The following is an 18,126-nucleotide window of genomic DNA, read 5'->3' as shown; positions in this document are numbered from 1 at the left end:
GTTTGTCGGGTTGTGGCAGGTCGCGCGGCCTGAATTCGGTTCTCCTCCTGGGAAAAATCAGAACTGGCGAGTATTGGTCACCGGGCTTCTCCGTCCGGGGGCGGTCGGCCACCGTATGGATCCAGATGTCCCACGGGATGGACCGGTTCGTCCCTCGATCAGAGGACAGAGGTGCCTGTGAGCGCGAACGGAACGGATGCCGATCGTCCGGGCGGGAGCACGGAGGTCTCCGCCGGTCCGCAACGCCGCGCGATCTGGGTTCCCGAACCCGCCGAGCTGTCCGATGTGGAATTGCTGCTGGACGGCGCTTTCCCGCCGCTGCGCGGATTCCTCACCGCCGACGAGGTCGAGTCGGTGCGCACCCGCCAACGCCTCGACGCCGACGTGCCCTGGCCCGAACCGATCACTCTGACGGTCCCGGAAGAGATCGCCGCGGCCGAGGAGATCGAGCTGCGCGACGTCGAAGGCGCCCCGGTCGCGGTGATCCGCAACGAAGCCCCGTGGTCCGACGAGGCCGGCGCGCACCCGGCCGGCCCGCTGGTGGCAGCCGAGGAACCCACCGGAGTGCTGCGCCGGATGCGCCCGCCCGCCGAGCGGGTCCGGGCCGCGCTCCCGGCCGGAACCGTGCTCGGCGTGCTGCCGGAGTCCCCGCTGCACCACCGCGAGCTCGCCCAGATCCGCCAGCTGGCCGCCGAGCTCGACGCGCACGTCCTGATCCTGCCGCGCATGAGCGGACCGCGTCCCGAAGCGCTGGTCCAGTCGGTGCTGGCCGCCCGCCCGGAACTGCCCGAGGGCACCACGATCGTCCCGGTCCCGCTGGTGCGCCGCGCCGACCCGAAGCGCGACGCCCTGCTCGCCGCGCACGTCGCCGCCGCCTACGGCGCCACCCACCTGCTCTCGGCCGGCCCTCTCGAACAGGCCCCCGTCCAGGCGATCGAAGCCCCGGAGGTGGTGCGCGACCACGCCGACCGCTGGCGCCCCGCCGCGCAGGTCGCCCCCTCCGAGAGCCGTCCCGGGCTCAGCGACGAAGGCCTGCGCGAACTCCTCGACAGCGGCGCTGCGCTGCCCGACTGGTTCACCACGCCCGCCATCGCCGAGCAGCAGCGCAGGCTCCACCCGCCGTTGACGGCGCGCGGGTTCACCGTGTTGTTCACCGGGCTGTCCGGCGCGGGCAAGTCGACCTTGGCCCGGGCGCTGCGCGACGAGCTCAGCAGGCACGACCACCGCGCGGTGACGCTGCTCGACGGCGACGTGGTCCGCCGTACGCTGTGCGAGGGACTCGGGTTCTCCGCCGAGGACCGCAGCCGCAACGTCCGCCGCATCGGCTACGTCGCCGCCGAGGTCACCCGCCACGGCGGTGCGGCGATCTGCGCGCCCATCGCGCCGTACCACGCCGACAGGGACGCGGTGCGCCGCATGGTCCACGAGGCGGGCGGGTTCGTGCTGGTCCACGTGGCCACGCCGCTGGGGGAGTGCGAGCGGCGCGACCGCAAGGGGCTCTACCGCAAGGCGCGCAACGGGTCGCTGCCCGAGTTCACCGGCGTCTCCGCTCCCTACGAGGTCCCCGACGACGCGGACCTCGTCCTGGACACCTCCGAGCTGTCGCAGGACGAGGCCGTGGGGCACGTCGTGACCTTGTTGCGCGAGCGGGGCTGGGTGCGGTCGTGGACCTCGGTGTAGCGGCGACGGGGCTGCTCACCGGCCTGATGGTGGGCGTGACCGGCATGGGCGGCGGTGCGCTGACGATGCCGCTGCTGACGCTGGTCTTCGGCGTGCCACCGCTGGCCGCGGTGTCCTCGGACCTGGTGGCCGCGGCGGTGATGAAACCGCTGGGCGCGGCGGTGCACCTGCGGCGCCGCACGGTGCAGCCCAAGCTGGTCGGCTGGCTGTGCCTGGGTTCGCTGCCGTGCGCGGCGGCCGGGTCGTTGCTGGCGGGATCGCTGGGCAGCGGGGCCGAATCGGTGCTCAAGGAGATCGTGGGCGGCGCGGTGCTGCTGGCCGCGATCACGCTGTTCGCCAGGATGCTGCTCTCGCGCCGAACCTCCACATCGGACGGAACGCGGGTGCGCCCGGCGCCCACGGTGCTGCTCGGCGCGGTCGCCGGCCTGGTGGTGGGCACGACCTCGGTGGGCTCCGGGTCGATCATCATCGTGGTCCTGCTGCTGCTCAACCGCGGGCTGAGCTCGGCGCGGTTGGTCGGCACCGACCTCGTCCAGGCGGTGCCGCTGGTGCTGGTCTCGGCGATCGGCCACCTGTTCGCCGGTGATGTCCACATCGGACTGGTCGGTTCGCTGCTGGCGGGCTCGATCCCCGGAGTGCTGGTGGGATCGCTGATCTCGGCGCGGGTTCCCGACCGTCCGGTGCGGGTGCTGCTCGGTGGGATGCTGGTGACCACCGGGCTGATGATGGTCGGCGCCGACGTCCTGCCGGGCGTGTCGGCGGGACTGCTGGTCGTGCTGCTCGGCGCGGTGATTCCACCGCTGCGCAACGCGATGTCGTCGCGGCGGGAGACCGCCGCGAGTGATCACAGGGAGGTAGTGGGGTGAGCGACGACCACGAGCTGGCCGCGCGGCTGGCGCGGCGAGCGGGCGAGCGCCTGGTCGAGCTGCGAGAGGAGTCCGCGGCGGAACCCCGGGCGCTCGGTGACGCCGGTGACGCCGCGGCCCACCAGCTGCTCGTCGAGGCGCTCGCGCAGGAGCGCCCGGCCGATCCGGTGCTGTCCGAGCACGGCGTCGCCGGTCCGGAACGCGTTGCGGGAGAACGAGTCTGGATCGTCGACCCGCTCGACGGCACGCGCGAGTTCACCGAGCCCGGCCGCGCCGACTGGGCGGTGCACGTCGCGCTCGCCGAACGCCACGAGGTCATCGCCTCCGCCGTCGCCCTGCCCGCCCAGGGCGTCGTGCTGGACACCGGCGCACCGCCGAAGCAGCCCACGCGCGCCATCGAGCGCCCGCGCATCGCGGTCAGCCGCAGCAGGCCGCCGGAGTTCGTCACCGCGATCGCCGCCGAGATCGGTGCCGACCTGGTCCCGATGGGGTCGGCGGGCGCCAAGATCACCGCCGTGGTCCTCGGCGAGGTCGACGCCTACCTGCACGGCGGCGGCCAGTACGAGTGGGACAGCGCCGCTCCGGTCGGCATCGCCCGCGCCGCAGGACTGCACACCAGCCGCCTCGACGGCACCGAACTCGTCTACGACCGCCCCGACCCGTGGCTGCCCGACCTGCTGGTCTGCCGCCGCGAGCTGGCCGTGGACCTGCTCGCCGCCCTGTCCGACCGAATCGAGGGGAGTCGCTGATGCCCGCCGGGCTGTCTCGTCTGGACGTACTGGAATCCGAGGCGGTGCACCTCATCCGCGAGGTGGTCGCCGAGCGCGACCGCCCTGCGCTGCTGTTCTCCGGCGGCAAGGACTCCGCCGTGCTGCTCAAGCTCGCGGAGAAGGCGTTCGCCCCGGCGCCGATCCCGTTCCCCGTGCTGCACGTCGACACCGGGCACAACTTCGAGGAAGTCCTCGACTTCCGGGACCGCCGCGCCGCCGAACTCGGCGTGCGCCTGGTGGTCGCCTCGGTGCAGGAGTCCATCGACGCCGGACGCACCACCGAACCCGAGGGCCTGACCAGCCGCAACCGGCTGCAGACGGCCTCGCTGCTGGAAGCCATCGCCGAGCACCGCTTCGACGCGCTGTTCGGCGGCGCCCGCCGGGACGAGGAACGCGCCCGAGCCAAGGAGCGCATGCTCTCCTTCCGCGACACCTTCGGCCAGTGGGATCCGCGCAACCAGCGCCCCGAGCTGTGGAACCTCTACAACGGGCTGATCCACCCCGGCGAGAACGTGCGCGCCTTCCCGCTGTCGAACTGGACCGAGCGCGACGTCTGGACCTACATCGACCACGAGGACGTCGAGCTGCCGTCGCTGTACTTCGCCCACAACCGCAAGGTCTTCGAGCGCGACGGGATGCTGCTGGCCGACAACCCGTTCCTGCTGCGCGGAGCCGACGAGCAGCTGGTCGAGCGGTCCGTGCGGTTCCGCACCGTCGGCGACATGACCTGCACCGGTGCCGTGGAGTCGACGGCGGCGACGGTGTCCGAGGTGATCGCCGAGATCGCCGCGACCAGGATCTCCGAGCGCGGCCAGACCCGCGCCGACGACCGCACCAGCGCGGCGGCGATGGAGGACCGCAAGCGGGAGGGATACTTCTGATGACCACCACCGAACCGGTCTTCGCCCCGGCCGACAGCCTGCTGCGCTTCGCCACCGCGGGCGCCGTCGACGACGGCAAGTCGACCCTGATCGGGCGGCTGCTGCACGATTCCAAGTCGCTGCTGGCCGACCAGCTCGAACAGCTGGAGGTGGCCAGCAAGGAGCGCGGGGACGAGCAGCTCGACCTGGCCATGCTCACCGACGGGCTGCGCGCCGAGCGCGAGCAGGGCATCACCATCGACGTCGCGCACCGCTACTTCGAGACCGCGCGGCGGGCGTTCATCATCGCCGACACGCCCGGCCACGCCCAGTACACCCGCAACATGGTCACCGGCGCCTCCACCGCGGACCTGGCGATCGTGCTCGTCGACGCCCGCAACGGGCTGACCGAGCAGAGCCGCAGGCACGCGGTGCTGGCCGGTCTGCTGCGCGTGCCGCAGCTGGTCCTGGCGGTGAACAAGATGGACCTGGTCGACTACGACGAGTCCGTCTTCCGCGCCATCACTGAGGAGTTCGCGGCGTTCACCGAGCGGCTGAACCTGCGCGAGGTCACCGCCATCCCGATCTCGGCGCTGCGCGGCGACAACGTCGTGGACCGCTCCGCGGCGATGCCCTGGTACGACGGGCCGTCGCTGCTGGAGCACCTGGAGCAGGTCGAGGTCGTCGACGAGACGGGCCTGTTCCGGCTGCCGGTGCAGTACGCGATCCGCGCGCAGGAGCAGGACTACCGGGGTTACGCGGGCCAGATCGCGGGCGGATCGATCGCACCCGGCGAGGAGGTGCTGCACCTGCCCTCCGGGATGCGCAGCCGCGTGGTCGCCGTCGACACCGCCGACGGGGAGCTGGAACGCGGTCGGGCACCGCAGTCGGTGGCGTTGCGGTTGGCCGAGAACATCGACGTCGGCCGCGGCGACCTGCTCTGCGCGGTCGACCAACCCCCGACCGCGGCCGAGGAGCTGACGGCCTCGGTGTGCTGGATGTCGCCGAAGGCCCCGCTCACCCCTGGCACCCGGTTGCTGCTCAAGCACACCACCCGCGTGGTCAAGGCGATCGTCACCGAGGTCCGCGAACGGCTCGACGTCACCACCCTGGAGCGCGGGCCGGCCGAGTCGCTGGAGCTCAACGACATCGGCGAGATCACCGTGCGGCTCGCGCAACCGGTGTTCTGCGATCCCTACGAGCGCAACAGGTTCACCGGGGGAGCGGTGCTCATCGACGAGTCCAGCCATGCGACGGTCGGTGCCGTCCTGATCACCGACGCTCGCTGAAAGACCCGAACAGCACGACGAAGGAGCGACAATGGTCAAGATCATCGGAGCCGGTTTCGGCCGGACCGGAACCGCGTCGATGAAGGCGGCGCTGGAGCACCTCGGCTTCGCGCCGTGCTACCACATGTTCGAGGTCATCGCGCAGCCCGAACGCGCGAAGGACTGGGACCGCGCCCTGGACGGGGAGGTCGACGACTGGGAGACCGTGCTCGGCGGCTTCGAGTCCACCGTGGACTGGCCGGGCTGCACGTTCTGGCGCGAGCTCATGGACTTCTACCCGGACGCCAAGGTGCTGCTCACCGTGCGCGACCCGGAGCGCTGGTACGACAGCGTTTTCAACACCATCTACCAGTTCGTGCAGGAGCCGCCGTCCGACGACGACTTCAGCACCAGGATGCGGCCGACCATAGAGCGGATGATCTGGAACGGAACCTTCGACGGCCGCTTCGACGACCGCGAGCACGCCATCAAGGTCTTCGAGGCCCACAACGCCGCCGTGCAGGAAGCCGTCCCGGCCGACCGGCTGCTGGTCTACAAGGTCGGCGAGGGCTGGGAGCGGCTGTGCGAGTTCCTCGGCGTCCCGGTCCCCGGGCAGGCCTTCCCGCACGTCAACGACTCCGGCTCGATCCGCGACCTCGTCGAGAAGACCCAGCGGGAGGGCAAGTTCACCTCACCATTCGAATCCTGACCACAACTGCTCGAGGATATTGCTTTGCTTTGCGGTGCGGGTAGCGGAACCTGAGCGGCTTCGTGGTCTCCGTGCGCCACTCCTGATGTATGCCAATACACGGCGTCGCGGCGTACTCGCCACGAAACCGCTGGCGAACCCGCGGCGGTGCGGGCTGAGTCCCACACCTGGAACAGCGGCTTCGCCGCACACATGAACAGTTCGAGCCTCGTCGAGGAGACCTATGTCCGCCAACAAGTTGGACCGCAGATCGGTGCTGCGGATGCTGGCCGCGGCGCCGCTGGTGCCCGCGGCGTTATCGGGCACGGCGCAGGCCGCGCCCCGGTCGTCCGCCGGTGTGCTGGGCGCTGACCTGGTCAGCCGTCCGGACCTGCACCCGCCGCTGATGGAGATCATCACCCCCGCGGCGGGCACCGAGCCGGGGCACGTGCTGCTCACGCCCACGGGTGCGAGCACGATGGACGTCAACGCGCCCGCTCCGCGCGCGCCCATCCAGCCGGGTTCGATGCTGATGGACGACACCGGGCAGGCCGTCTGGTTCGGCCCCGCGACCGAGGGCGTGAACTTCGACCTGAAGGTCCAGCAGTACCAGGGGAAACCGGTTCTGACGTTCTGGGAGGGCAAGGTCGTGGTGCCGCCCGGGTTCGGCCACGGCAAGTTCGTGCTCCTGGACGAGACCTACACCCGCATCGCCGAAGTCGCCCCGGTCAACGGGCTGACCGGTGACCTGCACGAGTTCATCATCACCCCGCAGGGAACGGCCCTGCTGATCGCCTACCGCGAGGTGCGGGTGGACACGACTCCCGTTGGCGGGCAGCCGAACTCGAAGGTCCTCGAGAACGTCGTGCAGGAGATCGACATCGCCTCCGGTGAGCTGGTCTTCGAGTGGAACAGCCTGGAGCACGTCGGCCTGGACGAGTCGTTCTACCCGGTCCCCAAGGACCCGGAGGCGTTCCACGACTACATCCACCTCAACGCGATCTGCGAGGACGGCGACGCGCTGCTGATCTCGGCGCGCTGCACGCACGCCGTCTACCGCATCGACCGCCGCAACGGCGACGTGAAGTGGCGGCTGTGCGGGCGCAAGAGCGATTTCACGATGGGCGACGACGCGGCGTTCGCCTGGCAGCACGACGTCCGCCGGCACGCCGACGGTTCGATCAGCCTGTTCGACAACGCCGACGCGGCAGGGCGCGGCAAGTCGCGCGGCATGACGCTCAACGTCGACGAGTCGGCCAAGACCGCGACGCTGCTGCGCAGCGCGGAGAGCCCGGAGGGCCTGCTGGCGCCCAACCAGGGCAACGCCCAGATGCTGCCCAACGGGCACATGTTCGTGGGCTGGGGCGGCAAGCCGTACTTCAGCGAGTTCGGCCCGAACAACGAGGTGCTGTTCCACGGCCGCTTCGCGGAGTCGATGGGCTCCTACCGCGCCTACCGCGCCCAGTGGGTCGGCAAGCCCACCGATGCCCCGGCGGTCGCCGGGAAGCCGGGTGACGGCGTGACCAGCGTTTACGCCAGCTGGAACGGCGCCACCGAGGTGACCGGCTGGCGAGTCCTCGCGGGCCCGGACGAGCAGGACCTCACCCCGGTCCTCGACGCCCCCAAGGCCGGCTTCGAAACCAAGATCGACGTCCAGGGCCCCCACGCCTTCGCAGCGGTGGAAGCCCTCGACGCAAGCGGAGCGGTGCTCGGAAGGTCCGCAGCAGTAGCAGTGGCGTGAGGGAGGGCGGTTCCGGTCCGAGCTGACCGGACGTCGATCGCGGACGGTTCGGACCGGGACCGCCACCAGGAGATGACCGTGACCAGGATGAATCGGGAGGAGGGTTAGGATGCTTTAGACCCGAAGGAGTGCTGATCGTGACCAGGCGCGGACAGGACGCGAGTGGACGCGATGCGGCGGTTCCACAGGCGGAGGACGAGCGGGAGGTTCGTCGTCGGTGTCGGCGGGCGCTCGGGGTGACCACGCTCGGGTTGATGCTGGTGCTGGTCAACGCCACTTCGCTGAACCTGGCGCTGCCCGCTCTGTCGGCGTCCTTCCAGGTCCCCGCTGCCACCGCCGACTGGTTCCTGGTGGCGTTCATGCTCAGCAACACCGCGTCGATCCTGGTGTTCAGCCGCATCTCCGACATGCTGGGGCGGCGGACGATCTACCTCGCCGGTCTCGTGAGCTTCACCGTGATCAGCCTGCTGTGCGCCCTCGCGCCCAACGCCACCGCGCTCATCGTGCTGCGGGTGCTGCAGGGCATCGCGGCGGCCACCACCGTCACCAACACGACCGCGATCCTCACCGACGTCTTCCCGCCGGACCGCCTCGTGCGCGGCCTGAGCCTGAACATCACCGCCGCGTCGATCGCCCAGATGATCGGCCCGGCGCTGGGCGGGCTGCTGGTGACCTTCGCCGACTGGCACGCGCTGTTCCTGGTCAACGTGCCCATCGGAATCCTCGCCGTCGTGCTGGCTGCGAAGCTGCTGCCGAAGATCCCGCGCGCACGCGGACCGCGGGAGCGCTTCGACGTCGCTGGAGCGGTGCTCTCCAGCGCGGGCCTGGCCGTGCTGCTGTTCGGTATCAACCGCATCGGGCCGTGGGGCGCGACCGACCTCCGGGTGCCGGGGGCGATCCTGCTGGGCATCGCGCTGCTGACGGCGTTCGTGCTGGTGGAGCTGCGGATCTCGGCTCCGCTGCTGGACTTCCAGCTGGTCCGCCGCCCCGGGCGCGGCCAGGCGTACGGGGCCGCGTTCTTCAACTCCTTCTGCCGCGCCGGAGTCGTGGTCCTGGTGGGCCTGCACCAGCAGATGGTCGAGCACCGCACGGCGCTGGAGGCCGGCTTCGTGGTGATGCCGCTGGCGCTGCTGATGATGCTGTGCGCGCCGCTGAGCGGACGGCTGTCCTCGCGGTGGTCGGCGCGCACCCTCTCCAGCCTCGGCGCGCTGCTGGTCGTGCTCGGCACCGCCGGCCTGGCCGGCCAGCTGGCGACGCCCGGTGCGCCGCTGGTGCTGATGGCGTTGTGGCTGGGCCTCATCGGAGGCGGAACGGGGCTGTTCACCGCCCCCAACACCGGCGCGATCATGGCCGGTGTCAGCAGCGACCGCCGGGCGGTGGCCAACGGGATCCGCTCGATGCTGTTCAACAGCGCCCAGGCCGCCGGAACCGCCGTCGCGCTGCTGATCCTGACCACCTGGCTGGGCTCCTCCGGCGTGGCCTCCTACGCGGCGGACGCCGACGACCCGGCCGTGCGCACCGGTTTCGCGGTGGCCGCGGCCGCTACGGGGCTCGCGGCGCTGGCGGGATTCGTCCTGTCGCTGGCGCGCGGCGGCCCGTGGCGGGCGCGCTGATCACTCCATGACGTGCGCGGCGATGTGCGGCAGGTCGTGGGCGAGCCGGTCGCGCTTGGCGGTGAGGTAGCCGAGGTTGTGCTCGTTGGCCGGTGCCAGCAGCGGAAGGCGTCGCACGACGGCGATGCCGGAGGTCTCCAGCGCGTCGACCTTGTCCGGGTTGTTCGACAGCAGCCGGACCGAGCGCACCCCGAGCCGCCGGAGGAGCCTCGCCGCCGGGCCGTAGTCGCGGGTGTCGACGGGATAGCCGAGGGCGGTCGCCGAGTCCACGGTGTCCAGTCCCCGCGAGTCCTGCAGCACCTGGGTGCGCACCTTCGCCACCAGACCGATCCCGCGCCCCTCCTGCCCGCGCAGGTAGACCAGCACCCCGGAGCCCTCGTCGGCGATCCGGTCCAGGGCGAGGCGGAGCTGATCACCGCACTCGCAGCGCAGCGCCCTGAAGACATCGCCGGTCAGGCATTCCGAGTGGATCCGCACCAGCACGTCCTCGCTCGCCGAACCGAGGACCAGCGCCAGGTGCTCGACCCCGTCGACCGGGTCGCGGAAGGCGATGCAGCGGAAGTTCGCGCGTCGCGTCGCCAACTGCGATTCGGCGACGTCCTCGTCACGGATGGTGTCCTCGCGCCTGGTGGCTCGCTCGTGCATCCGGTCCTCTCGTCACCTGGTCCAGCAGTCATTACGCTCGGTCGAAGTCTCGACAGTAACCGGCAGACCACCGGAGGTCACCTTGTTCACCGTGACGGTTCGTGACCACGTGATGATCGCCCACAGCTTCCGGGGCGAGGTCTTCGGTCCCGCGCAACGCCTGCACGGCGCGACGTTCGTGGTGGACGCGACGTTCACCCGCGAGGAGCTGGACGCCGACAACATCGTCGTCGACATCGGACGCGCCACCGACCAGCTCGGCGAGGTGCTGGCCGGGCTGAACTACCGCAACCTCGACGAGGAACCGGAGTTCGCCGGGGTCAACACCTCGACGGAGTTCCTGGCGAAGGTCATCGCCGATCGCATCGCCGACCGCGTCCACGAGGGAGCCCTCGGCGAATCCGCGCGCGGGCTCAGCGGCCTGCGCGTCGCGCTGCACGAATCGCACGTGGCCTGGGCCGGCTACGAGCGCGCGCTGTGAGACTCCACTTCGTCGTCACCGCCGGCGACCGGCCCAGCGGCGGCACCGTCTACGACCGCCACGCCACCGCGGGCCTGGCGGCGCTGGGCTTCGACGTGCGCGAAACGGAGATCGCGGGAACCTGGCCGCAGCCCGGCGACGACGCGCGCGAGCGGTTGGCCGAGGTGCTCGCAGCAGTGCCGGACGGGGGAGCGGTGCTGATCGACGGGCTCATGGCCTGCGGTGTTCCCGAAATCCTCGGCACCCACGCCGACCGGCTGCGCACGGCCGTCCTGGTGCACCTGCCGCTGGCCGAGGAAACCGGGCTCGACCCGGCGACCGCGGCGCGGCTGGACACCGCCGAGCGCGCGACCCTGCGCGCCGCCGACCTCGTCCTCGCCACGAGCCCGCAGGCCGCGCAGCGGCTCGCCCGCCACCACGGTCTCCACCGCGTGCGCACCGCAACTCCGGGGACCGAACCCGCAGCGCTCGTGCCCGGAACCGACGGGGTGTCACGACTGCTGTGCGTCGCGTCGCTGACACCGCGCAAGGGCCACGACGTGCTCGTCGAAGCCCTCGCGGGCCTCCCGCTGACCTGTGACTTCGTCGGCCCGGCCCCCGATCCCGACCGCGTGCGGCGGTTGCTCGAACACCACGAGGGGGTCCGCTGGCGCGGGCCGCTGCACGGAGCGGAGCTCGCCGACGCCTACGCCGCCGCCGACCTGCTCGTGCAGCCCTCCCTCGCCGAGACCTACGGCATGGCCGTCACCGAAGCCCTGGCGCGCGGCATCCCGGTGATCGCCAGCGCCGTCCCGGACGCGCTCGGCGACGGGGGCCTGCTCCTGCCGCCCGGGGACACCGCGGCCCTCGCCGACGCGCTGCGGCGCTGGTCCGACGACCCGGACTTCCGGTCCCGGCTCCGCGAGTCGGCGCTGCGCCGCCGCGATCAGCTGCCGACCTGGGATTCGACAGCGCGACAGCTGGCCGCCGCGCTGACTAGCCTGGAGGCATGACCGCCGCCGGTTTCGCCCCGGAGTGGCTGGCGCTCCGCGAACGCGCTGATGCCGAGGCCCGCGCGGCGGACCTGCTGGGACCGCTCCGCGAGTCGCTGCCGGACTCCGAGCTGGTCATCCACGACCTGGGGTGCGGCACCGGTTCGATGGGCCGGTGGCTGGCCGGCCGGCTCGACCGCCCCCAGCACTGGGTCCTGCACGACCGCGATCCGCGGCTGCTCGCGCTCGCCGAAGCCGCCTTGGCGACCGAGGGCGTCACCGTCGAAACCCGGCGAGCCGAGATCGCCGGACTGCGCGCGACGGACCTGGCCGGAACGTCGCTGGTCACCGCCTCCGCGCTGCTCGACGTGCTCACCGGGACCGAAGTCCGCTCGCTGGCCGCCGCCTGCGTCGAGGCCCGCTGCCCCGCCCTGCTGACCCTCACCGTCGTCGGGCACGTCGAGCTCGAACCGCCGGAGCCGCTCGACGAGCGGTTCCAAGCGGCGTTCAACCAGCACCAACGCCGCCACCTGCTCGGACCCGACGCGGTGCCCACCGCCGTCGCGGCGTTCGAGGACCTCGGCGCGCGGGTGCTGACGCGCCCGAGCCCCTGGCTGCTCGGCCCGGGACCGCTGACCGAGGAGTGGCTGCGCGGCTGGGTCGGTGCGGCCTGCGAGCAGGAACCCGAGCTGGCCGCAGCGGCACCCGGTTACCTGCGGCGGCGATCCGGTGACCTGCGGGTCCTGGTCCACCACGCCGACCTGCTCGCGATACCGGGGGACCGGGCGTGATCCGCCGGCTGTGGCCCTGGCTGCGCGTGCTCGTCGCGGCCGGGATCCTCGCGCTGCTGGCGTGGCGGCTGGGCACGGACGCCTTCCTCGACGGGCTGCGCGCCCTCGACGTCACGACCGCGCTCGCGGCGCTGGGCATCGGGTTGGCGACCACGGTGTGCAGCGCGTGGCGGTGGTGCGTGGTCGCGCGCGGTCTCGGACTGCGTCTCCCGCTGCGCGCGGCGGTCGCCGACTACTACCGCGCGCTGCTGCTCAACGCCGTGCTGCCCGCCGGGGTGCTGGGCGACGTGCACCGCGCGGTCAGCCACGGGAATCGCTCCGGAGACCTCGGCGGTGGTGTTCGCGCCGTCGTGCTCGAACGCTTCGCCGGGCAGATCGCGCTCATCACCGTTGCGGCCGTCGTGCTGCTGACCGGCCCGGCGCTGCCGTTCGCACTCGCTCCGGGGCTGGTCGTCGCGGCGGTGGTGGCGGGGCTGAGCCTGCTCGTCCCGGCGGTGCGCCGCGCGGCGGTGACGTTCTGGCGCGACGCGCGTCGCGGGGTGCTGACCCGGCGGGCCCTGACGCCCGTGGCGGTCTCCTCGGTCGCGACCGTCGCCGGGCACCTGGTGCTGTTCCTGGTCGCCGCGCGGGTCGCCGGCGCGGACGTCCCGGTCGCGACCCTGCTGCCGCTGCTGGTGCTCGCGCTGCTGGTGATGGCGCTGCCGATCAACGTCGGCGGCTGGGGACCGAGGGAGGCGTTCCTGGCGGTCGCCTTCGCCGCCACCGGGTGGGACCCGGCGCAGGGCTTGGCGACCTCGGTGGCCTACGGGGTGCTGGCGGTGATCGCCGCGCTGCCGGGCGTGTTCGTGCTGGTCAGCCGTTCAGTCGAGCGCCGCCAGGTGGCCGCCGAACGCCGCCACGAGCCCGGCGAGCAGGTCTCGGCCCTTGCGAGCTGAGGCCCGCGACGGACTGCCGATGACGCCCGACCCCGAGTAGCGCGGCAGCCCGGTCGTGAGCAGGTGCCTGCGGTCGTCGGCGAGGTGATCACCGGTCTCGTAACCGGGGCGGACCAGATCGGGGTGGGCGTGCAGCAGGATCGAGGTCTCCACCTCGCCGGCGTGCATGTCGCTGCGCGCCGGTGTCTCGACGCCGGCGGCCTCCCTCGCCTCGTCCCAGTCGCGCGCCGCCGGGAACAGCGCCATGTCCCCGCCGGCCTCCTGGACGACGTTGGACAGCACGTAGTTCCCGCCGTGGCCGTTGACCAGCACCAGCTTCGGCACGCCGGAGCGGCGCAGCGACTCGAACACGTCGGTGACCACCAGGTGCAGGGTGCGCGCGGAGATGCTCACGGTTCCCGGCCAGGCGGCGTGCTCCTGCGAGCACGAGATCGTCACCGGCGACAGCAGCTGCACGGGGTGGGCGGCGGCGACCTCCCGGGCGATGGTGCAGGCGATGACGGTGTCGGTCACCAGCGGCAGGTGCGAGCCGTGCTGTTCGAGGCTGCCGATCGGCAGCACCGCGACCTCGGCTCGCCGGTCGCGCACGTCGTCGGTCGTGTCACGGACGAGCATGACCCGCACGGTAGTCAATCCGGTGGCACAGCGCCGGAAGCTCGCCCGAGAGCAGTTCGGGCAGGTCGTCGAACGGGCTCGTACCGGTGATCAGGGCGTCGAAGGCCGGGTCGGCGAGCAGGTCCAGCGCCAACGACATCCGCTCGGCGTGACCGCGACGCGGATGCGCGACCACGCCGACCTGGCTGCTGCGGATCGTGAGCCGCCGGGAGTGGAAGAACTCGCCCAGCGGCAGGCCCACCTCCGCGTCCCCGTACCAGCTCAGCTCGACGACCCGCCCCTCCGGCGCGAGCAGTTCCAGCGCGCGCACCAGGCCCTGCCGGTGGCCGCTGGCGTGCACGACGAGATCGCACTCCTCGCGGGCGCGCTCGGGGGTGGCGAAGTCGACGCCGAGGGCGCGCGCGGTCGTCTCGCGGGCCGGGTCGACGTCGACCAGCTGCGCCCGGACACCGGGGACGCGGGCGAGGATCGCGGCCACGGCGCACCCGACCATGCCACCACCGACGACCGCGATCCGGTCACCGACCAGCGGGGCCGCGTCCCACGCCGCGTTGACCGCGGTCTCCACCGTTCCGGCGAGCACGGCTCGCTCGGGCGGGACCTGCGGGGGCACGACGGTGACCGCGTCGGCGGGCACCACGTAGCGGGTCTGGTGCGGGTACAGGCAGAACACGGTGCGGCCCTCCAGCTCGGCGGGCCCGCGTTCGACCACGCCGACGTTGAGGTAGCCGTACTTGACCGGCCACGGGAACTCGCCCTCCTGGAACGGCGCCCGCATCCGCTGGTGCTGGGACTCGGGGATTCGCCCGCGCAGCACGAGGCCTTCGGTGCCCCGGCTGATCGCCGAGTGCAGGGTGCGCACCTGCACCTGATCCGGCGAACGCTCCGGCAGCGCGGCGCGCCGGATCTCGCACACGCCCTCCGCGGTGACCCACAATGCTCGCGTGGCCTCTGCCATGGACGACCTCCGAGAACCAGAGTGGCGATGATCGAACTCCACCGCAACACAGCCGAGCACCTGACGTGGGCGGCCGTCCAGGTGTGCGCGCTCGGCGCGGTCGCCGCGACCGCCGGTCTGGGACCGGCCGGTTGGGGCGCGGGGATCGGCTGCGCGATCGTCACCCTGGTGCTGCTGCGCCGCTCGATGCGCCGGCACGACCGGACCTCGCTCGGGCACGCCGACCGCATCACGCTCGTGCGGGCCGCGCTGACCGCGGTGATCGCAGCGCTGGTGGTCGACGGGGCGGGGCCCGCGATCATCGTCGCTCTCGGCGTCCTCGCGCTGATCAGCGATTTCCTCGACGGTCGGCTGGCCCGGCGCACCGGCACCGTCTCGGTGTTCGGGGCGCGGCTGGACATGGAGGTCGACGCGTTCCTCATCCTGGTGCTCAGCGCGCACGTCGCCGTCGCGTTCGGGGTGTGGGTGCTGTCGATCGGGGTGATGCGCTACGTGTTCGTGGCCGCGTCGTGGGTGCTGCCGCGGCTTCGCGGGGAGCTGCCGCCGAGCTTCGCCCGCAAGACCGTGGCCGCGGTGCAGGGGATCGTGCTCGTCGTGGCGTCGTCGGGGATCGTGCCGCACGCGGGGGCGCTGGTGGCCTGCGCGCTGCTGGCTCTGGTGTGGTCGTTCGGGCGAGACGTGCTGTGGCTCAGCCGTTCTCGGACGTGATCTTCGGGAAGTAGCGCAGCACGGCGACATCGCCGAGCCGGGTCACGTCTTCGAGGTGGAAGCGGCGTGCCGGACCGCCGGGGAAGTCGTCCGGTTTGAGGAACCTCGGCGCGCCCGCCTGCCCGATGAGCATCGGCGCGATCGCCATCCGGATCTCGTCCGCCAGACCGGCTTTGAGGAACTCGGTGTGGATGCAGGTCCCGCCCTCGACCATGAGCCGTTCGACGCCCCGCCGGGCGAGGTCGTCCACGAGCGCGGCGAAGTCGATTTCCCTTCCCAGTGAAGCGATTTCGGCCAGATCGCCCACGCGGTCGCGCGCTGCCCGCGCGCCGTCGTCGGTGGTGTAGACGAGCTTGCCGCCGCCGCGCTGCCACAGCCGCAGGGCCGGGTCGAGGTCGCCGCTGCCGGACACGACGACCTTCAGCGGGTGCTCCGGCAGGCCGCGCGCGGTCCGCTCGGCGCACCGGCCGGTGCTGCGGACCAGCAGTCGCGGGTCGTCCCGGCGCACGGTGCCCGCGCCCAGCAGGATCGCGTCGGACTCGGCGCGCACCTGGTCGACGTGGTCGAAGTCGTCCGCGTTGGACAGCGGGAACCGCTGCGGGCCGACGTCGTCGATGAAGCCGTCCGCGCTGACGGCGACGCTGAGCAGAACGTACGGGCGCGACACGTCCGCCACCGTACCCAGTCGTGATCGAACCCGGCTCGCTTAAACAAAGTGTTGACAAGGTCCGGTGATGGCCGCCACTATTCTGTGGAACGGAAACAAAGATCCACGATACGGAATTAGGACGGTCGCGATGAGTCACGCACTGCCCTACGAGGTCAACTGCTCGATCCTGCTCACCGACCTGCCGCTGCTGGAGCGACCGGCCGCCGCGAAGGACGCCGGCTTCGACGCCGTCGAGTTCTGGTGGCCGTTCGACACCGCGGTGCCCGCGCAGCGCGACGTCGACGCCTTCGTCCGCGCCGTCGAGGACGCGGGAGTGCGGCTGGTGGGGCTCAACTTCTTCGCCGGGAACATGCCCGGCGGCGACCGCGGGCTCGTCTCGTGGCCCGCGCGCAGCCAGGAGTTCCGCGACAACGTCGACGTCACCGTTGAGATCGGCGAACGCCTGGGCTGCACCGCCTTCAACGCCCTCTACGGCAACCGCGTCGACGACGCCTCCGCCGAGGAGCAGGACGCCCTGGCCGTGGAGAACCTAGCGCTCGCCGCGAAGTCCGCCGCCCGCATCGGCGGAACGGTGCTGGTCGAGCCGGTCAGCGGCCCCCAGCCCTACCCGCTGCGCACCGCAGCCGACGCGCTGGCGGTCATCGACCGGGTGGAGGCCGAGGCCGGGGCTACCAACCTCGGGCTGCTCGCCGACCTCTACCACCTGGCGGTCAACGGCGACGACGGCGACCAGGTCATCGCCGACCACATCGGGCGCATCGCGCACGTGCAGATCGCCGACAACCCGGGCCGCAACGAACCCGGCACGGGCTCGCTGCCGCTGGAGCGGCAGCTCGCCGCGCTCGAACGCGGCGGTTACCGCGGCTGGGTCGGCCTGGAGTACAAGGCCAGCGGCCAGGCGGGCCCCTTCGACTGGCTCCCGCGCGAACGCCGCAGCTGAACCAAGAGATCCGAGGAGGAAACAAGCAATGAGCTCGATCGCGTTCATCGGCCTGGGCGTCATGGGCAGCCCCATGGCCGTGCACCTCGCCAACGCCGGCCACGACGTGACCGGTTACAACCTCACTCCCGACAAGTACGGCCCGCTCAAGGCGGCGGGCGGGAGCTCCGCCGCCTCGATCGCCGAGGCCGTCGCGGGCGCCGAGATCGTCTGCGTGATGGTCCCCGACAGCCCCGACGTGCGCGACGTGCTCACCGGTGAGGGCGGGGTCTTCGCCAACGCCAAGCCCGACGCGCTGATCATCGACTTCTCCAGCATCCGCCCCGACGTCACCATCGAGCTCGCCGGCACGGCCGCCGAGAAGGGGTTCCGGCTGCTCGACGCCCCGGTCTCCGGTGGCGAGGCCGGTGCGAAGAACGCGGCGCTGTCCATCATGGTCGGTGGCTCCGAGGCGGACTTCGCCGCCGCGGCGGAGGTCTTCGACCACGTCGGCAAGACCGTCGTGCACGTCGGGCCGAGCGGTGCGGGTCAGACCGTCAAGGCCGCCAACCAGCTGATCGTGGCCTCGAACATCCAGGCGCTGGCGGAAGCCGTGGTGCTCGTCGAGTCCTACGGCGTGGACACCGAAGCCGCGCTGGAGGTCCTCGGCGGCGGGCTCGCCGGGTCGGCGGTGCTGGAGCAGAAGCGGCGCAACATGCTCGACCGCAGCTTCGCCCCCGGTTTCCGCATCGACCTGCACCACAAGGACCTGGGCATCGTCACCGCCGCCGCCCGCGAGTCCGGTGCGGTCGTGCCGCTGGGCTCGCTGCTCGCGCAGCTGATGGCCTCCGCTCGCGCCAACGGTGACGGCGGGCTCGACCACTCCGCGCTGCTGCGCGGCGTCGAACGACTCTCCGGTCTCAGCGACACCTGACCACCAGCCGAAA

18 protein-coding genes and 1 pseudogene are annotated in these 18,126 nt (G+C 72.0%); 15 read left to right on the top strand and 4 right to left on the bottom strand.

All coding sequences use genetic code 11. The annotated features are described in order from the left end of the window. The first annotated feature begins 177 nt into the window (after positions 1-177). The 8 genes from cysC (at position 178) to KBO27_RS27870 (ending at position 9,486) form a co-directional block, all read left to right on the top strand. Positions 178-1,680, top strand: a complete 1,503-nt coding sequence (gene cysC, locus KBO27_RS27905; RefSeq protein ID WP_307870659.1) for an adenylyl-sulfate kinase — start codon at positions 178-180, stop codon at positions 1,678-1,680. Beyond that, positions 1,665-2,546, top strand: a complete 882-nt coding sequence (locus KBO27_RS27900) for a sulfite exporter TauE/SafE family protein (RefSeq protein WP_210972839.1) — start codon at positions 1,665-1,667, stop codon at positions 2,544-2,546. Before cysC ends, KBO27_RS27900 begins: the two co-directional genes overlap by 16 nt. After that, a complete protein-coding gene (locus KBO27_RS27895) occupies positions 2,543-3,295 on the top strand; it encodes a 3'(2'),5'-bisphosphate nucleotidase CysQ (protein WP_210972838.1) in 753 nt (250 codons plus the stop codon). Before KBO27_RS27900 ends, KBO27_RS27895 begins: the two co-directional genes overlap by 4 nt. Beyond that, positions 3,295-4,197, top strand: coding sequence for a sulfate adenylyltransferase subunit CysD (gene cysD, locus KBO27_RS27890; RefSeq protein WP_210972837.1), 903 nt, complete (start codon positions 3,295-3,297; stop codon positions 4,195-4,197). Before KBO27_RS27895 ends, cysD begins: the two co-directional genes overlap by 1 nt. Next, positions 4,197-5,465, top strand: a complete 1,269-nt coding sequence (locus KBO27_RS27885; RefSeq protein ID WP_210972836.1) for a sulfate adenylyltransferase subunit 1 — start codon at positions 4,197-4,199, stop codon at positions 5,463-5,465. Before cysD ends, KBO27_RS27885 begins: the two co-directional genes overlap by 1 nt. Before the next feature lie 31 nt (positions 5,466-5,496). Further along, entirely contained in the window at positions 5,497-6,153 is a 657-nt protein-coding gene (locus tag KBO27_RS27880; RefSeq protein WP_210972835.1) for a sulfotransferase family protein, read from the top strand. Between the two features lie 223 nt (positions 6,154-6,376). Then, positions 6,377-7,873 carry an arylsulfotransferase family protein gene (locus tag KBO27_RS27875; RefSeq protein ID WP_210972834.1) on the top strand — a complete coding sequence of 499 codons (1,497 nt, stop codon included), beginning with the start codon at positions 6,377-6,379 and terminating at the stop codon, positions 7,871-7,873. A 137-nt stretch (positions 7,874-8,010) separates the two neighbouring features. Beyond that, the gene (locus tag KBO27_RS27870) at positions 8,011-9,486 is read left to right on the top strand and encodes an MFS transporter (protein WP_210972833.1); all 1,476 of its coding nucleotides are present in this window, start codon (positions 8,011-8,013) and stop codon (positions 9,484-9,486) included. Here the strand turns inward: KBO27_RS27870 and KBO27_RS27865 are convergent, their stop codons facing one another. After that, positions 9,487-10,131, bottom strand: a complete 645-nt coding sequence (locus KBO27_RS27865) for a GTP cyclohydrolase II (protein WP_210972832.1) — start codon at positions 10,129-10,131, stop codon at positions 9,487-9,489. It abuts the gene before it with no gap. 82 nt (positions 10,132-10,213) lie between these two features. Between KBO27_RS27865 and KBO27_RS27860 the strand changes: the two genes are divergently transcribed. From KBO27_RS27860 to KBO27_RS27845, 4 genes are read left to right on the top strand one after another with little or no spacing between them, the layout of a single operon-like run. Beyond that, a complete protein-coding gene (locus KBO27_RS27860) occupies positions 10,214-10,612 on the top strand; it encodes a 6-pyruvoyl trahydropterin synthase family protein (RefSeq protein WP_210972831.1) in 399 nt (132 codons plus the stop codon). Next, positions 10,609-11,604, top strand: a complete 996-nt coding sequence (locus KBO27_RS27855) for a glycosyltransferase family 4 protein (protein WP_210972830.1) — start codon at positions 10,609-10,611, stop codon at positions 11,602-11,604. Before KBO27_RS27860 ends, KBO27_RS27855 begins: the two co-directional genes overlap by 4 nt. After that, positions 11,601-12,374, top strand: a complete 774-nt coding sequence (locus KBO27_RS27850) for a methyltransferase domain-containing protein (protein ID WP_210972829.1) — start codon at positions 11,601-11,603, stop codon at positions 12,372-12,374. The genes KBO27_RS27855 and KBO27_RS27850 overlap by 4 nt, the downstream gene beginning before the upstream one ends. After that, positions 12,371-13,309, top strand: a complete 939-nt coding sequence (locus KBO27_RS27845) for a lysylphosphatidylglycerol synthase transmembrane domain-containing protein (protein WP_307870658.1) — start codon at positions 12,371-12,373, stop codon at positions 13,307-13,309. Before KBO27_RS27850 ends, KBO27_RS27845 begins: the two co-directional genes overlap by 4 nt. Here KBO27_RS27845 and KBO27_RS27840 read toward each other — a convergent pair. Continuing rightward, positions 13,235-13,924: a creatininase family protein gene (locus KBO27_RS27840; protein WP_210972828.1), complete on the bottom strand. Its 690-nt coding sequence runs from the start codon at positions 13,922-13,924 to the stop codon at positions 13,235-13,237. The two genes, KBO27_RS27845 and KBO27_RS27840, sit on opposite strands and share 75 nt — an antisense overlap. Continuing rightward, positions 13,911-14,882, bottom strand: a complete 972-nt coding sequence (locus KBO27_RS27835; RefSeq protein ID WP_210972827.1) for a zinc-dependent alcohol dehydrogenase — start codon at positions 14,880-14,882, stop codon at positions 13,911-13,913. The genes KBO27_RS27840 and KBO27_RS27835 overlap by 14 nt, the downstream gene beginning before the upstream one ends. A 27-nt stretch (positions 14,883-14,909) precedes the next feature. On the opposite strand from KBO27_RS27835, the gene KBO27_RS27830 reads away from it, so the two are divergent. Next, complete coding sequence (locus tag KBO27_RS27830; protein WP_210972826.1) at positions 14,910-15,590, top strand: CDP-alcohol phosphatidyltransferase family protein; 681 nt, start codon at positions 14,910-14,912, stop codon at positions 15,588-15,590. Here the strand turns inward: KBO27_RS27830 and KBO27_RS27825 are convergent. Beyond that, complete coding sequence (locus KBO27_RS27825) at positions 15,571-16,257, bottom strand: RibD family protein (protein WP_210972825.1); 687 nt, start codon at positions 16,255-16,257, stop codon at positions 15,571-15,573. The two genes, KBO27_RS27830 and KBO27_RS27825, sit on opposite strands and share 20 nt — an antisense overlap. 130 nt (positions 16,258-16,387) lie before the next feature. Between KBO27_RS27825 and KBO27_RS27820 the strand changes: the two genes are divergently transcribed. Next, positions 16,388-17,200 (top strand): hydroxypyruvate isomerase family protein, encoded by an 813-nt coding sequence (locus KBO27_RS27820; RefSeq protein ID WP_210972824.1) that lies wholly within the window; start codon positions 16,388-16,390, stop codon positions 17,198-17,200. A gap of 16 nt (positions 17,201-17,216) precedes the next feature. Continuing rightward, a pseudogene (locus KBO27_RS27815) lies at positions 17,217-18,113 on the top strand (2-hydroxy-3-oxopropionate reductase); the annotation flags it as partial. Between the last annotated feature and the right edge of the window lie 13 nt (positions 18,114-18,126).

Source organism: Saccharopolyspora endophytica (genome assembly GCF_018070075.1).
Classification (GTDB): Bacteria; Actinomycetota; Actinomycetes; order Mycobacteriales; family Pseudonocardiaceae; genus Saccharopolyspora; species Saccharopolyspora endophytica.
Note: the sequence above shows the minus strand (reverse complement) of the source record. Positions and strands in the feature narration are given on the sequence as shown.

Excerpts from the sequence above, each read along its gene's own strand:
- KBO27_RS27840 (WP_210972828.1), bottom strand. The coding sequence starts at position 13,924 with ATGCTCGTCCGTGACACGACCGACGACGTGCGCGACCGGCGAGCCGAG.
- KBO27_RS27865 (WP_210972832.1), bottom strand. The coding sequence starts at position 10,131 with ATGCACGAGCGAGCCACCAGGCGCGAGGACACCATCCGTGACGAGGAC.
- KBO27_RS27885 (WP_210972836.1), top strand. The coding sequence starts at position 4,197 with ATGACCACCACCGAACCGGTCTTCGCCCCGGCCGACAGCCTGCTGCGC.
- KBO27_RS27850 (WP_210972829.1), top strand. The coding sequence starts at position 11,601 with ATGACCGCCGCCGGTTTCGCCCCGGAGTGGCTGGCGCTCCGCGAACGC.
- KBO27_RS27820 (WP_210972824.1), top strand. The coding sequence starts at position 16,388 with ATGAGTCACGCACTGCCCTACGAGGTCAACTGCTCGATCCTGCTCACC.
- KBO27_RS27830 (WP_210972826.1), top strand. The coding sequence starts at position 14,910 with ATGATCGAACTCCACCGCAACACAGCCGAGCACCTGACGTGGGCGGCC.
- KBO27_RS27875 (WP_210972834.1), top strand. The coding sequence starts at position 6,377 with ATGTCCGCCAACAAGTTGGACCGCAGATCGGTGCTGCGGATGCTGGCC.
- KBO27_RS27835 (WP_210972827.1), bottom strand. The coding sequence starts at position 14,882 with ATGGCAGAGGCCACGCGAGCATTGTGGGTCACCGCGGAGGGCGTGTGC.
- cysD (WP_210972837.1), top strand. The coding sequence starts at position 3,295 with ATGCCCGCCGGGCTGTCTCGTCTGGACGTACTGGAATCCGAGGCGGTG.
- KBO27_RS27880 (WP_210972835.1), top strand. The coding sequence starts at position 5,497 with ATGGTCAAGATCATCGGAGCCGGTTTCGGCCGGACCGGAACCGCGTCG.